This window comes from Lutimaribacter saemankumensis, from assembly GCF_900100005.1.
Lineage (GTDB): Bacteria > Pseudomonadota > Alphaproteobacteria > Rhodobacterales > Rhodobacteraceae > Lutimaribacter > Lutimaribacter saemankumensis.
Window position 1 is genome coordinate 1 of the sequence record NZ_FNEB01000019.1, and the last position, 13,303, is coordinate 13,303.

A 13,303-nucleotide genomic window follows, 5' to 3' on the forward strand; every position below is an offset into this window, starting at 1 on the left:
GCACGCAGCTGCTGCACACGCCGCCGACGGATCTCAGATGCAAACATCGGGCCAAACCGGTTCCACCAGAACCGGATGGTCTCGTGGCTGACGTCAATGCCTCGCTCGTGCAGCAGGTCCTCGACATTGCGGAGTGATAACGGGAAACGCACGTAGAGCATCACCGCCAGGCGGATGATCTCAGGGCTGGTTTTAAAGTACTTGAAGGGAGAGCTTTTGGTCATCTCGAGAGGCTACGCAACCGCCCTGCCCGGCTCAAGCCACGTTCCTCTGACATGACCGCCCAGAGCGGGTCACGCCACGCCGGTGTAGACAAGGCCGGCCGCATGATCCGGCGGATCGTCGTCGCCCTAAGTCCGGGCAATCGGCACAACCCGATCGGCGATAGGGGCAGGCCACGCTTTCGCGGGGGCCGTGGTTCATGCGCAGGACCTGCGAAACTGATGCACCAAACCTTTGAAACTGCTAACCTGCCAAAGTGAATTCCTTTTGGCTGAGGGCTGGAGCAGGAGCGAACACGCATGTGTGGCAAGGATCTTCGTGAATGAAGCAGCGCGACACCGACATCGGTCACATCGTGCGGCTGGGCGGCGGGATCGCCGACATCCGGTTCGAGCGGGCGTTGCCGGCGATCACGACGCGACTGGTCACGCTGACGGACCCCGAGATCGTCATCGAGGTTGCGGGACTGCCGGGCGAAGGGCTCGCGCGCGGACTGGTGATGAACCCCTCGCCTGAGCTGCGCATCGGTCTGGCGGTGCGGGATACCGGCGGACCCATCGACGTGCCGGTGGGCGAAGAGCTTCTGGGCCGCATGTTCAACGTCTTCGGCGACACGATCGACGAGGGTCCTTCCCTGCCCGACCTGCCCCGCCGCCCGATCCTGCGCGCCCCCGTGCCGCTGGCCGCGCGGCGCGTCGAGGGTGCCATCTTCGAGACGGGCATCAAGGCAATCGACCTGCTGAGCCCGCTGGAACGCGGCGGCAAGGCCGGGCTTTTCGGCGGCGCGGGAGTGGGCAAGACCGTGCTGATCACCGAGATGATCCACAACATGGTCGCCGAATACGATGGCGTCAGCCTGTTCTGCGGCATCGGTGAGCGATCCCGAGAGGCCGAGGAACTCTACCGCGAGATGGGCGAAGCGGGCGTGCTGGAGAACACCGTGATGATGTTCGGCCAGATGAACGAAAGCCCCGGCGTGCGCTTTCGCGTGGGCCACGCGGCGCTGACGATGGCCGAGTATTTCCGCGACGACCTGCGCCGCAACGTGCTGGTGCTGATCGACAACATCTTCCGCTTCGTGCAAGCGGGATCGGAGGTATCGGGCCTTCTGGGCCGAATCCCCAGCCGGGTGGGATACCAGCCGACGCTGGGCACGGAACTGGCCGATCTCGAGGAGCGTATCTGTTCCACCGACCGGGGCACCATGACCTCGATCCAGGCGGTCTATGTGCCGGCCGACGACTTCACCGATCCCGCCGCCACGCATACATTTGCGCATCTGTCGGCCTCGATCGTGCTGTCGCGCAAAAAGGCGTCCGAGGGGCTTTACCCGGCCATCGACCCGCTGAAATCCTTCTCGCGGATGCTGACGCCCGGCACTGTCAGCCCGCGCCATTACAGGGTCGCGCGGGCAGTGCGCAGCACCCTGGCGGAATACGAGGATCTCAAGGACATCATCGCGATGCTGGGCCTCGAGGAGTTGTCCGAACGCGACCGCGCCACGGTGCGGCAGGCGCGCCAGCTCGAACGTTTCCTGACCCAGCCCTTCTTTTCCACCGAGGCGATGACGGGCAACAAGGGTCGCTTCGTGCCGCTCGACGAGACCATCGACAGTTGCGCGCGCATCCTTGCCGGAGAGTTCGCGGACCGCGACGAGGGCGATTTCTACATGATCGGCGCCATCGACGACCTCGACGAACCGGCGGAGACCCCCGATGCGGCTTGAGGTCATCACGCCCATGGCGGTCTGCGTGGACCGGCCCGTGCGTCGTATCGTGGCGGAGGGCCCGGACGGTTGCTTCGGGCTGTTGCCCGGCCACATCGATTTCGTCAGCGCGCTGGTGCCGGGCATCCTGCTCTACGAGACCGAGGACAGCGCGGAACGCTTCGTCGCCGTCAACTCCGGGACGTTGGTCAAATGCGGCGCGGAGGTGCGGGTGGCGGTGCGCGGTGCGGTCGAGGGCGACGACCTGGGCGCGTTGCGCGCGCGCGTCGAGGCCGAGTTCCGCAAGCACGACGAGGAAGAGCGCGACGCGCGCGCGGCGCTGGCACGGCTGGAAGCGGGCATGGTCCGCCGGTTTCGCGACCTGGGGGCGAGCTTGCCATGAGCACGGACCACGACAGCGAAACGGACACCATCGCGCGCAAGGCCCGGCAGATGGAAGAGGCCCGCAAGCGCCGGCGGGAAAGCGTGTGGTACGGGCTCGGCATGTTCGGGCTGGTGGGCTGGTCCGTCGCGGTGCCCGTCGTCGCGGGCATCGCTCTGGGGGTCTGGATCGACGGCAAATCGCCGGGGGAGGTCTCCTGGACACTGACCCTGCTTCTGGCGGGCGCCGTTCTGGGCGCCTTCAATGCGTGGTACTGGGTGCAACGGGAGGGACGCGATGACTGATTCTGGCCGGCAGCCGCTTCGGAGGGCGCGATGACCCTGTCCATCCTGTCCCTGTTCCTTGCCGCACTGGCGGGAGGCGCACTTGGTGCGGTCTATCTCTGCCTGCTCTGGGTCGCCGTGCGGTCCCTGCCGCAGGATCGCGGCGGCGTGCTGGTCTTCATCTCGCTTGGCCTTGCGCGGTTGGCGCTGCTCCTGGGCGCGCTGGCGGCAGCGGCCGCGCTCGGCCTCCGGATCGAGGGCATCGCCGTGGCGGTCGCCGGCTTCATCGCCATGCGTCTAGCCGCGACCCGCTGGCTGGGGACTCCAACACCGGGGGGCGCGCCATGGAAATAAGTCCCGACGCTTGGGTGCTTTACGAATGGCGGGGTCTGCGCCTCAACGCCACGATCGTCTTCACATGGGCGGTGATGGCGCTTCTGGTCATCGGGTCGTGGGTCGTGACGTCGCGGCTCACCGCGGAGGAAACCGTCTCGCGCTGGCAGGCGGCGCTCGAGGTCATCGTCACGACCATCCGGGACCAGATCGCCGAGATCGGCGCCGACGATCCCGGCCGCTACCTGCCCTTCATCGGCACGCTGTTCCTGTTCATCGCCACGGCCAACATCCTTTCGATGGTGCCGGGCTACCAGCCGCCCACCGGATCGCTTTCGACCACGGCAGCGCTGGCGATATGCGTGCTGATCGCGGTCCCGCTCTTTTCCATCAGCAAGCGCGGGATCGGCGCCTACCTGCGCGGCTACATCCAGCCCACACCGCTGATGCTGCCCTTCAACATCGTCAGCGAGGTCTCTCGCACCATTGCGCTGGCGGTGCGCCTTTACGGCAACGTGATGAGCGGAACGGTGATCGTCGGCATCCTGATTTCCGTGGCGCCGTTTTTCTTTCCGGTCGTGATGCAGGTCCTGGGCCTGCTGACCGGGCTGATCCAGGCCTACATCTTCGCCATCCTTGCGATGGTCTACATCGGATCGGCCAGCCGCAGCCGCAGCGGCGCCAGCGATCCCTCCCCCAATGACACAGGAGACTGAGCATGGAAGCAGCAACCCTGATCGCCGTGGTGTCGATCTTCACCGCCGGGCTCACCATCGCCATCGGCTCGATCGGCCCGGCGCTGGCTGAGGGGCGCGCCGCCAGCCAGGCGCTTCAAGCCATCGCGCAGCAGCCGGACGCCGCGAACACCATCACGCGGACGCTGTTCGTCAGCCTTGCCATGATCGAATCCACGGCGATCTACTGCTTCGTGGTGGCTATGATCCTGATCTTCGCCAATCCGTTCGCCAATTTCGCCGCCGAAGCCGCTTCGCAAGCCGCCGGGGGCTGACTCCATGGAGATCGACTGGCTGACCGTCGCGGCGCAGATCATCAACTTCCTGGTCCTCGTCTGGCTGTTGCAACGCTTCCTTTACCGCCCGATCACGGATGCGATGGCCCGGCGCGAGGAACGGATTGCAACCCGGCTGGCAGAGGCGAAGGACGCACGTGCGAAGGTCGAGGCCGAGGCGGAGCAGTTGCGCGAAAAGCAGGAAAAGCTGGAGGCCAGCCGGGAAGAGGTGCTGCGCGAGGTCCGCGAGGAAGCAAACGACATGCGCAAGGAGATGGAAAACGACCTGCGCGAGGAGATGGAGGCCCGGCGCAAGACCTGGGAGGACCACCTCGAGGAGGCGCGGGACGATTTCGCCGCCAGATTGCGGCAGCGCGCCGGCCATCAGGTGATCGATATCGTGCGCCGGGTGCTCAAGGATTACGCGGGCAGCGACCTCGCCGGCCAGGTGGCGGGCACCTTCGTGGACCGTCTGGCCAACCTCGACGACGAGGCGCGCGGCAAGCTGAAGGCCGCGGTCGGGCGCTCGGATGGCCCCGTTAGGGTAGAGAGCAGCGTTCCGCTCAAGCCGGCCGCGCGCAGCCAGATCACGCGCGCGATCCATGAACACATAGTCCCGGACATTGAGGTGGAGTACGGCGAAAATGACGACCTTCTGCTCGGCCTACGCCTGATGGCGGGCGAGCAGACCGTCGAATGGAGCGCCTCCCGCTTTCTAGGCCGACTCGAGACGACGCTCGACGAGGTCATCGAAGGCAGTGGCCGACGCAGCACGGAGCGCCGGCCAGACAGCGCGGAAAGCAATTGATGGCCCACCAGACCAGTTTCGATGACCTTCAAGACGACATCTTCGCGCCGCTCGAGGAGGCGCTTGCGCAGCTCGCCCCGGCCCTCGAGATGGCCGAGATCGCCCATGTCCTGTCGGTTGGCAACGGCGTGGCCGAGGTCGCGGGCTTCACCGATCTGCGGGCCGACGAACTCCTGACCTTCGTAGGCGGCGTCATGGGCATCGCCTCTAGCCTCAGGGTCGATCGTGCCGGCGTGATCGTGCTGGGGGCGACGGACACCCTGCGCCCTGGCGACCCGGTGCGGCGCACCGGTCGGGTGGTCGACGTGCCCGTCGGTCAAGGTCTGGTCGGGCGGGTGGTGGACGGCCTTGGCCGACCGCTGGACGGTGGCGATGTTATCGACGCAGCCGAACGCCTGCCGATTGAGCAGCCGGCTCCCCCCATCATGCACCGCGGCCCCGTTCAGGTGCCCTTACAGACCGGGATCAAGGCCGTCGATGCCGCCATCCCCATCGGGCGTGGCCAGCGCGAACTGATCCTCGGCGACCGGCAGACCGGCAAGACCGCCATCGCGGTCGACGCGATCCTGAACCAGAAAGACACCGGCGTCCTGTCGATCTACTGCGCCATCGGCCAGCGCGCATCGGCGGTGGCCCGCGTGATCCAGAGCCTGCGCGAAGGCGGCGCGATGGAGCGCACGATCTTGGTAGTGGCCAGCGGCGAGGACGCGCCGGGGCTGCAATTCGTGGCGCCCTATGCCGCGACCTCGATGGCCGAGCATTTCATGGCCGAAGGCCGCGACGTGCTGATCGTCTACGACGACCTGACCCGCCATGCCCGCGCCTACCGCGAGTTGTCGCTGCTGTTGCGCCGCCCGCCGGGCCGCGAAGCCTATCCCGGCGATATCTTCTACATTCACTCCCGCCTGCTTGAACGCGCGACGCAACTGCGCGAGGAACAGGGTGGCGGCTCGCTCACCGCCCTTCCCGTGGTCGAGACACAGGCGCAGAACATCTCGGCCTATATCCCGACCAACCTAATCTCGATCACCGACGGGCAGATCTACCTCTCGCCCTCGCTCTTCGAAAAGGGCCATCTGCCCGCCATCGATATCGGCACTTCGGTCAGCCGTGTGGGCGGCAAGGTGCAGCTGCCCGCCTTCCGCGCCGTGGCGGGCAACCTGCGCCTGATGTATGCGCAATTCGAGGAGCTGGAGACTTTCGCCCGCTTCGGCACGCAGCTCGATGCCGAGACGCGCCGCAAGCTCACCCGCGGCCTGCGCGTGCGCGAGGTTCTGAAACAACGCGAGCACGACCAGCTCGACGCGCCTGAACAGATCGCGGCGCTTCTGGCGGCGACGGAAGGCCTTTACGACGAAATCGACCCTGACGACGTGGCCGAGGCGGAGAAAACCGTCCGCAAGGCCGTGCGGGAGGAGGCAGGCGACATCCGCGACCGGATCGCCGCGGGTGAGAAACTGAAGGACGCGGACCGCGAGAAGCTGATCAGCGTCATGTGCGATGCGCTTTCGGGCGCGCAGACGGAGGGCGGCGATGGAGACGCTTGAAAGCCTGTCCGACGCGCTGGACACTACGGGCGACATCCAGGCGATCATGCGCACGATGAAGGCGCTGTCCTCTGTCAGCATCCGGCAATACGAACAGGCCGAGGCCGCCTTGGCCGACTATGCCCGCACGGTGGAACTGGGGCTGATGGCGATGCTGCGGCAGCGGCGGTTCGTGGGCCTGCCCCTGACCGGCAGCGACCGTGCCGCGGGGACCATAGCGCTGATCGTGATCGGCTCGGACCGCGGGCTGTGCGGCAGCTATAACGACAAGATCGCGCGATTTGCCCGCTCCCGCATGGCGGACGCGCCTGTGGAACTGGGCGTCATCGGGGCCCGCGTCGCGGCCCGGTTCGAAGCGGACGGCAAACCGCTGGCCTTCGCCCGGACCCTGCCCGGTTCGGTCGAGGGCCTCGCGCGGCTTGTGCAGACCATCATCGTAGAGATCGACCGTTGGAGGCAGGCGCAGGGCGTCGGGCAGGTCTGGCTGCTGCACAACCGCCGGGAAGGCCGCGCTACGGCGAAGCCACGGGCGCATCACCTCCTGCCCCTGCCGGACAGCTACCTGCGCAAGCTGTCGGAGGCAGACTGGCCCGGCCCGTCCCTGCCGCTCACCCGGATGGATCCCGACCGGCTGATGTCATGGCTGGTGCAGCAGCGGCTCTTCGTGGTGATCTACCGCGCGCTGGCCGAGGCGCTCGCCAGCGAACATGCCTCCCGCCTTGCAGCTATGCAGGCGGCCGAGCGCAACATCGAGGAAAGGCGCGACGACCTGCAGCAGCTTTACCGCCAACGCCGCCAGGAGACGATCACGCGCGAGCTTCTGGATGTCGTCTCAGGTTTCGAGGCGGTCAGCACAGCGGATTGATGGCGTGCGGCCGGACTCTGGCGGACATTCCGGCCCTTCTCCGCGAGGCATCCGCCCCGAGCGGTGCTGTCAGACGAATTCGAAGGTGCTGTCAGACTGGTGCTGTCAGACTAATTCGCACTCGTCTCTGGCAGGACAGTGACGCTGCCCCTTATGCTGCGCAGAGACTACGCCACTCGGCAAGAGCAGCGGTTCGGTTCTGCTTGAAGTGGTCCCGTTTGGAGAGGCTGCGATCCTGGTTGAAGTGGTTGAAGACGGAGGAATGGACGGACACGAATTTCTGTAGACTTCACATTCTCCGGAAGCGCTGCATCGCCCTTTCTCGTCGTCGGAAGGGAAGGTGTGAGTTCTCAACGCGGTTATTTAGCCAACGACCACAGGCTTGCCGATCCTCGCACCCCATGTCGCGAAGCGCCGCTTTATAAGACGGAAACCGATCGGTTACCAACACGTCCGGCTGACCGTAGCGCCGCATCAATTTTCTCAACATTTTCAATGCGGCGCTTTTGTTTCTTCGCTTTGTGACGACGCTCTCAAGCACCTCGCCTTCGTGATCGACGGCTCGCCAAAGATAATGCCGCTCACCGTTGATCTTCACGAAAACCTCGTCGACATGCCATCGCCATGGCGAGAATGCGCGCAGCTGCTGCACACGCCGCCGACGGATCTCAGATGCAAACATCGGGCCAAACCGGTTCCACCAGAACCGGATGGTTTCATGGCTGACGTCGATGCCGCGCTCGTGCAGCAGGTCTTCGACGTTTCGAAGTGACAGCGGGAAACGCACGTAGAGCATCACCGCCAGGCGGATGATCTCAGGGCTGGTTTTGAAATACTTAAAAGGCGAGCGCTTGGTCATCTCGAAAGGCTACGCAAGACCCCTGCCCGCCTCAAGCCATGTTCCTCTGACAATGCCCGCTTAGGGCTCTAAGCCGCCGTTCGCTGCGGTGCGCATAGGCAACAGCTCCTACGGCTCCTTCGGCTACTGATCTACCAGACTTAGTCTGCCCAAAAAACCGAGGAACCCTCCGTATCTGAAATAGGAAGCAACTACGGAGGATGACCTCATGAAGACCCTAGCAGCGCTCGGCGTTCTCGCCGGGGGGGGTCTTTTGCAGCCCACACCGAAGGCTGTCGCATCGACCTTGCTCTGGCTCGCGTCACGGACCCACCCCGCAATCTCAGCCCTCGTTCTGGTGCTGATGGTGTCTGCGTGGAGGATCAATGATGACGATTGAGCCAGGAAGCATTGTCACTATCATGGCCTTCGATGACGTACCCGAGCATCAGTTCCGCGTGGACGAGGTGTTCGAGGACGGTGTCGGTGGCATCGTCCTGACAGGACCGCTGGCGGGGGAATACGCTAGTCAAGCGATCTTGAAGAATTGAACAGTGCCTATGAGATCGCTGAAGTCTGCTTTGGGCTCAGAGCCGACATTCGCGACGAACGGTTCTAAAGGCTTGCGTTGCGCCACGTCCATGCGGTCATGGATTGCAACGAAAGGCGCAGGTCCAAAAACCCGGCTTTCAGAATGAGCATAGCAGAACACCGGCGCGCCCCGTCACGGACCGCGGATCACGCCGGAGATTTCAGAAGTCCGGGGATTTCAGAACCCGGTCTTCCAGCGACCTGCCGCGCCCGACACCGACAGCGCCCGAGACATCGCGGCCACCGCGGAAATACGCGCCGCCCTTTCCCTTGCTGCCGCTTGCGTGATCTTCGCCATGATCATCGGTATGTTCGTCATCCGTGTGATCATCGGTGTGCTCGTCACCGTGGTCATCGCCATGATCGTCACCGTGGTCATCTTCACCGCTATGCGGATCCTCGGGCCGGCCCCGCTGCGCGCCGCCGTGCCCGCCTGCGCCTCTGCCGCCGCCAGTGCCGTGACTGGATTCCTCTTCATCGGTATGCTGCGCAAAAACCGGTCCACCGCCCAAAACCGCAAGCACGCCGCCCAGAAAAAGGCGCCGATCGAGTGATTCAAAAGACATCGTGATCATCCTTTCCGAGAGATCGATGGGGCGGCGGTATCCGCCGCCCCATGCAAGGCCGATCATTCCAGCGCTTCAGGCACCGCGTACTCGTGGATGAACTCGATCACCATGCGGGCATCGTCGGCCGCCAGCGTATAGGCGTCGAGCGACCCGGATGCCGAGGCATCCACGCCGTCGCCGTTCTCATCACCGAAGACCGCGTCATAGACATCCAGGGTTTCAGGTTTGAACGATCCATCTTCCTGTTCCACCAGCACGGTCACCATGACCCCGTCATACGTGTCCGAACGGTCATAAGAGAACGTCGAATAGTCGACGACCGAGTATGTGACATCACCGACGGTGGTCGTGTTGATGCCCAGGAACGCGTCGATATATGCGATCTCGTCGGACGTGAACTCACCCGACTTGTCCGTGGCTGCCGCCAGGAACGCGGCCGAGGCTTCGAGATCGGCCAGGGTGTATGTTCCATCCACCATGAAATCGAACTCGGTTCCCGGCAGATCGGTGACGCCCGGAATGGTCCCCTGCGTCAGCAGCGCAACGTAGATCGCAAGGTTTTCAAGCGGCGAGTCAATCGTCTTTGCCTCGCCATCGACGGTCAGCACCAGGCGGCCCGCTGCATCGACGGTCAGATCCGTCGCGCTGTTCAGCAAGGTGATGACTTCGTCCGCGCGTGTCTGCAGAACCTTGGACGGTGCGCGGCCAACGTTCAGGCGGCCAAGCTCGACTTCCATTGTGGCTGTTTCGTCGACCGGCTTGCCTTCTTCATCCAGCGGGATGGGATCGCCATTCTCGTCGATGGGCTGGACCCAGCCTTCGGCTGTCAGGATAGGCACACCATTGGAATCGCGCAGGATTACCCAAAGGTCACCAAAAAGGTCACCCTTGGTGGAACCGGCGCTCGCGGGCCGTCCGCCACCTGCACCGTCCTTGCCGCCGGGCTGACCCGCCCATGTCGGCTTGTCCGAGTCGTCATCGCCTTCATCGGCGCTGTCGACCGGGTCGCTGTCCATTCCGGTGATGTCACGGAAAATGCCGCCCAGGCCCTTGCTGCCCCCGGCACCTTTGCCCATCTGGCCGCCCTGACCCTGACCCTGGCCTTGACCGCCAGCACCCGATTGTGCGCCCTGCGCCTGCTTGCCATTGCCTTGCTGGGCAAAAACAGGGTCGGCCGCGAATGTCACGGTTGCAAGGGCAGCAACAGCGCAGCCCATCGCAAGTACTCTTTTCAACGAAGATTTACGGGTAATTTGTACTGACATCACGTTTCCTCCTCATGGAAAGTCTGAAACCTCAAACGCCCGAAACGGGCTGTATTGCTCGGTTCATTACGGAGGTAAGCACGAAGAACACATTCCGAAATTGATTTATATCAACCAATCCAACAGCTATCTGAAATTGCTTGTTTCTTTTTTTCAAAATTCAATAGATGGTTTCAGAACTTTCGGCTAAACCCGACGCTGAACATCCGTTCGCTGGTATCGAACTGATCGACGCCGGCGCCATAATCGACCGAACTCGCATCATAGTCGGTCTGCGTATATTCCAGTCTGACGGTCGATTTTTCGCCAACCGCGAATTCCACGCCAGCGCCGATTCGCACACCGTCCAGCGTTTCGTTGCGGTCCACTACGGCGCTGCCATAGGTGTAATTCACGTCGAATTGCGACCGGACCAACCCGGCCCGCCCATAGATCAGCACGGTGTCGTTGAGCGCATAACCGACGCGCAAAGCGGCCCCCAGCGTACCGGTCTTTTTCATCGAATAGATGCGGCCTTCCGGGCTCCGTTCGATGTTCCAGTCGGCACCCGAGACTTCGGCCAGAACTTCGCCGCCGATGTAAAAGCCGTTCGTCACGACGCCGTACCCGGCAAACCCGCCACCGGTAAAGCCCTGCCCGCCGCGCGTTGCGTCAAGCGTGAAGGCCGGGTTCGCCGGATTGCCGGGGATACGGAGGCCGGAGTTGTCGCTTTGCAACGTGCCGTGCCCGATGCTTGCGCCCGCATAGAAGCCGGAAAAGTCCGTCTTGGGGCGATTTTCGAACGGCATATCGGTCTTGCCGAAATCGTAAACCAGCCCAAAGCGTGCAACGCTTTCGATATTGGCGAAATTGTCATCCGACCCGGACCCGAGCGGGGCACCCAGGGGATAGTCATCATAGGCGCGCAGCTGGTATTCGACGCGGCCGGCAAATCCGTTGCCCAGCGGAATTTCGGCACCGACGCCAAACAAAAGCCCCGTTTCACGCTCGGAGATGGCGACCGGCGCGCCGCTGCCCCTTTGATAGGTGCTGTCGAACTCGGCCGACACGACACCGAAACGGCTATAGAGCAGATTGCCGCCCACCGTGCGCAGGCCCATCACCCCACTCAGGGCAAAGGCATTGCCCCGTTCGACCGAAAAGTCGCGGTTCGCCAGATGCGTCCACGACGCATCGCTGAACTCCGCCTCAAGTTCCGCCCCCAGAACCAGCGATCCGTATTGGTTGCGATAGCCCGCGAAAACTCCGCCCGTCGCTCCGTGATCGCCAAAGTCGGCCGTCAGGTTGCCACCTGACCCGCGCGGCCCGTCCACCTTGGTCTGCAGCGCCGTATCGCCAAGCTGCACACCCGCATAAAAGCCGCCCCCGCTGGACGTCGCCAGGTCTGCGGTGTCGGCGTCAAAACGTGGTTCAAGAACGGTGCCAAGGCTCAGCGTGATCCGGTGCTCGTCGAACTCCGCACCGGCAACGTCGGATTGCCGCTGGCGGAAGTCGTAGTTCGTGTCGAGATAGAGCCTGGGGTTCAGATAGTATCGAAGCGAAACGCCGGTCTCCAACAGAACGTCGTTGCGCTCGAACCCCTGGTAATCGTTTCGCGTCAGAAAACCATACGCGGCAAGCGACATGTCCGCCGAAACCCGGTGCCGCAGTCGCAGCCCTGCCGAGGTCGAGATGTAACCGGACGCGCCCGCAAGCGTTGTCTCTTCGATGTTGCGATCGACGATGGCCTCCAGCGTCGTCCGCTCGCCCAGCGGCATGGACAGATCGACGCCGATATCGACGGCCGTCGTGGTATCGAACCGCGCATCGTCATAGTCCAGCGACATCAGACCGAACAGCACCTCGCCCCGCATCGGGCCGACCGCACCGGTATAACCCAAGGCCACCTGATACCCCTTCGAGCTGCGCTCGAACCCGGTGCCCTGGTTGTCGAACTGCTGATCGTAGTCCCTGCGATCATAGATGCCCTGAAAGAAATACTCGCCCGTCGGCGTGCGCCCGACACCGATCCGCCCACCCAATTCAAGTTGGCGGCGGTCACGGTCGTCATTGTCGATAACACTACCCAGCGACGTCGGTGTGTCCTCATAGTCGATGTCGCGAACATTCAGGCCCAGGCGAAAACTGCGATCCGAAACCGCACCACCCAAACCGATATACCCGCTGGTTTCACGCAGCTCGGTCGGGCGGCTGCCATTGACCTCATCGGGCGAGTCGCGGCCCTCGTGATCCAGCGCCAGATCCAGTCCGCCAAATGCGAACAGCCGTTCAGAGATACGGTACTGTGCCTCGGCTCCGAGAAAGAAATCCTCGTAATCCTCACTGGGATTGTCGGCGAAACGCCCGATCTCCGCGCTTGCTTCGACGTTCAGCCTGAAATCTTCCAGGCGATAGGACAGCCCCACCCAAGGCGCAACGACGGTCACGAAATCCGAACGCCGGTCATTTGCCGTCAGGAATACATTGTCGGTGTACTCGCCGGACACGGTGACGCCCGCATCGAATTGAACCGCGGATTGGTCTTGCGTCGAAACCGACGGCGACGCGGCATCCTGCGCGCTCAGCGCACCCGATGTGAAAACCAAAATGCTTGCCGCTGAAAGACTGCCCGCAATACGCTTTTTTCCAGAGTACATCGTGCTCTCCGCCGATTATTCGCCCACCAGAAACCAGTACACCGCTTATTCCAATTTCTTTTTTTATATGAAACTTTCTTTGGGTGAAACTTGACCGCAGTTTTCGACAATTAACCGTGCAGTACGTGTTGCAAAAATGCGGTATCGGCCCGTGCTAGGGTCTGGACTCATTGAGTTTCAAAGCCAGTAGATGACGATGGCCGCGAGAGCGATGGCTGACAGGAAGACCTTTGGGCACCTGTCGTAACG

General features: G+C 63.3%; 13 protein-coding genes and 2 pseudogenes. 11 read left to right on the forward strand and 4 right to left on the reverse strand.

Annotation, left to right across the window (positions count from 1 at the left end):
• Positions 1 to 224: pseudogene (locus BLT50_RS18170) on the reverse strand (IS6 family transposase); the annotation flags it as partial.
• A gap of 320 nt (positions 225 to 544) precedes the next feature.
• Between BLT50_RS18170 and atpD the strand changes: the two are divergent.
• From atpD to BLT50_RS18215, 9 genes are read left to right on the forward strand one after another with little or no spacing between them, the layout of a single operon-like run.
• Positions 545 to 1,948: a F0F1 ATP synthase subunit beta gene (atpD, locus tag BLT50_RS18175; RefSeq protein ID WP_090030640.1), complete on the forward strand. Its 1,404-nt coding sequence runs from the start codon at positions 545 to 547 to the stop codon at positions 1,946 to 1,948.
• Positions 1,938 to 2,330 (forward strand): F0F1 ATP synthase subunit epsilon, encoded by a 393-nt coding sequence (locus BLT50_RS18180; protein ID WP_090030642.1) that lies wholly within the window; start codon positions 1,938 to 1,940, stop codon positions 2,328 to 2,330. Before atpD ends, BLT50_RS18180 begins: the two co-directional genes overlap by 11 nt.
• The gene (locus tag BLT50_RS18185) at positions 2,327 to 2,614 is read left to right on the forward strand and encodes an AtpZ/AtpI family protein (protein ID WP_090030644.1); all 288 of its coding nucleotides are present in this window, start codon (positions 2,327 to 2,329) and stop codon (positions 2,612 to 2,614) included. The genes BLT50_RS18180 and BLT50_RS18185 overlap by 4 nt, the downstream gene beginning before the upstream one ends.
• A 30-nt stretch (positions 2,615 to 2,644) precedes the next feature.
• On the forward strand, positions 2,645 to 2,947 hold the full coding sequence (locus BLT50_RS18190; protein WP_090030646.1) for an N-ATPase subunit AtpR: 303 nt from the start codon (positions 2,645 to 2,647) through the stop codon (positions 2,945 to 2,947).
• Positions 2,938 to 3,642, forward strand: a complete 705-nt coding sequence (locus BLT50_RS18195) for a F0F1 ATP synthase subunit A (protein ID WP_090030648.1) — start codon at positions 2,938 to 2,940, stop codon at positions 3,640 to 3,642. The genes BLT50_RS18190 and BLT50_RS18195 overlap by 10 nt, the downstream gene beginning before the upstream one ends.
• A gap of 2 nt (positions 3,643 to 3,644) precedes the next feature.
• The gene (locus BLT50_RS18200) at positions 3,645 to 3,935 is read left to right on the forward strand and encodes a F0F1 ATP synthase subunit C (protein ID WP_090030651.1); all 291 of its coding nucleotides are present in this window, start codon (positions 3,645 to 3,647) and stop codon (positions 3,933 to 3,935) included.
• 4 nt (positions 3,936 to 3,939) lie between these two features.
• Positions 3,940 to 4,743: a F0F1 ATP synthase subunit B family protein gene (locus BLT50_RS18205; RefSeq protein WP_090030653.1), complete on the forward strand. Its 804-nt coding sequence runs from the start codon at positions 3,940 to 3,942 to the stop codon at positions 4,741 to 4,743.
• The gene (locus BLT50_RS18210) at positions 4,743 to 6,290 is read left to right on the forward strand and encodes an alternate F1F0 ATPase, F1 subunit alpha (RefSeq protein ID WP_090030655.1); all 1,548 of its coding nucleotides are present in this window, start codon (positions 4,743 to 4,745) and stop codon (positions 6,288 to 6,290) included. The genes BLT50_RS18205 and BLT50_RS18210 overlap by 1 nt, the downstream gene beginning before the upstream one ends.
• On the forward strand, positions 6,277 to 7,155 hold the full coding sequence (locus tag BLT50_RS18215) for a F0F1 ATP synthase subunit gamma (protein ID WP_175491534.1): 879 nt from the start codon (positions 6,277 to 6,279) through the stop codon (positions 7,153 to 7,155). Before BLT50_RS18210 ends, BLT50_RS18215 begins: the two co-directional genes overlap by 14 nt.
• Before the next feature lie 151 nt (positions 7,156 to 7,306).
• Here the strand turns inward: BLT50_RS18215 and BLT50_RS18220 are convergent.
• Positions 7,307 to 8,014: pseudogene (locus BLT50_RS18220) on the reverse strand (IS6 family transposase).
• A gap of 365 nt (positions 8,015 to 8,379) precedes the next feature.
• Here BLT50_RS18220 and BLT50_RS19430 point away from each other — a divergent pair.
• Positions 8,380 to 8,544, forward strand: a complete 165-nt coding sequence (locus tag BLT50_RS19430) for a hypothetical protein (protein ID WP_175491533.1) — start codon at positions 8,380 to 8,382, stop codon at positions 8,542 to 8,544.
• A 336-nt stretch (positions 8,545 to 8,880) separates the two neighbouring features.
• Entirely contained in the window at positions 8,881 to 9,138 is a 258-nt protein-coding gene (locus tag BLT50_RS19140; RefSeq protein ID WP_139170583.1) for a hypothetical protein, read from the forward strand.
• Between the two features lie 74 nt (positions 9,139 to 9,212).
• Here BLT50_RS19140 and BLT50_RS18230 read toward each other — a convergent pair whose 3' ends face one another.
• Positions 9,213 to 10,340: a hypothetical protein gene (locus BLT50_RS18230; protein WP_139170584.1), complete on the reverse strand. Its 1,128-nt coding sequence runs from the start codon at positions 10,338 to 10,340 to the stop codon at positions 9,213 to 9,215.
• 251 nt (positions 10,341 to 10,591) lie between these two features.
• Positions 10,592 to 13,003 (reverse strand): outer membrane beta-barrel protein, encoded by a 2,412-nt coding sequence (locus BLT50_RS18235; protein ID WP_175491535.1) that lies wholly within the window; start codon positions 13,001 to 13,003, stop codon positions 10,592 to 10,594.
• Between the last annotated feature and the right edge of the window lie 300 nt (positions 13,004 to 13,303).

What these genes read in the sequence shown, in the direction of transcription:
- BLT50_RS19430 (WP_175491533.1), top strand. Translation starts at nt 8,380, where the DNA reads ATGATGACGATTGAGCCAGGAAGCATTGTCACTATCATGGCCTTCGAT.
- BLT50_RS18200 (WP_090030651.1), top strand. Translation starts at nt 3,645, where the DNA reads ATGGAAGCAGCAACCCTGATCGCCGTGGTGTCGATCTTCACCGCCGGG.
- BLT50_RS18210 (WP_090030655.1), top strand. Translation starts at nt 4,743, where the DNA reads ATGGCCCACCAGACCAGTTTCGATGACCTTCAAGACGACATCTTCGCG.
- BLT50_RS18205 (WP_090030653.1), top strand. Translation starts at nt 3,940, where the DNA reads ATGGAGATCGACTGGCTGACCGTCGCGGCGCAGATCATCAACTTCCTG.
- BLT50_RS19140 (WP_139170583.1), top strand. Translation starts at nt 8,881, where the DNA reads ATGATCATCGGTATGTTCGTCATCCGTGTGATCATCGGTGTGCTCGTC.
- BLT50_RS18185 (WP_090030644.1), top strand. Translation starts at nt 2,327, where the DNA reads ATGAGCACGGACCACGACAGCGAAACGGACACCATCGCGCGCAAGGCC.
- atpD (WP_090030640.1), top strand. Translation starts at nt 545, where the DNA reads ATGAAGCAGCGCGACACCGACATCGGTCACATCGTGCGGCTGGGCGGC.
- BLT50_RS18215 (WP_175491534.1), top strand. Translation starts at nt 6,277, where the DNA reads ATGGAGACGCTTGAAAGCCTGTCCGACGCGCTGGACACTACGGGCGAC.
- BLT50_RS18190 (WP_090030646.1), top strand. Translation starts at nt 2,645, where the DNA reads ATGACCCTGTCCATCCTGTCCCTGTTCCTTGCCGCACTGGCGGGAGGC.
- BLT50_RS18180 (WP_090030642.1), top strand. Translation starts at nt 1,938, where the DNA reads ATGCGGCTTGAGGTCATCACGCCCATGGCGGTCTGCGTGGACCGGCCC.
- BLT50_RS18195 (WP_090030648.1), top strand. Translation starts at nt 2,938, where the DNA reads ATGGAAATAAGTCCCGACGCTTGGGTGCTTTACGAATGGCGGGGTCTG.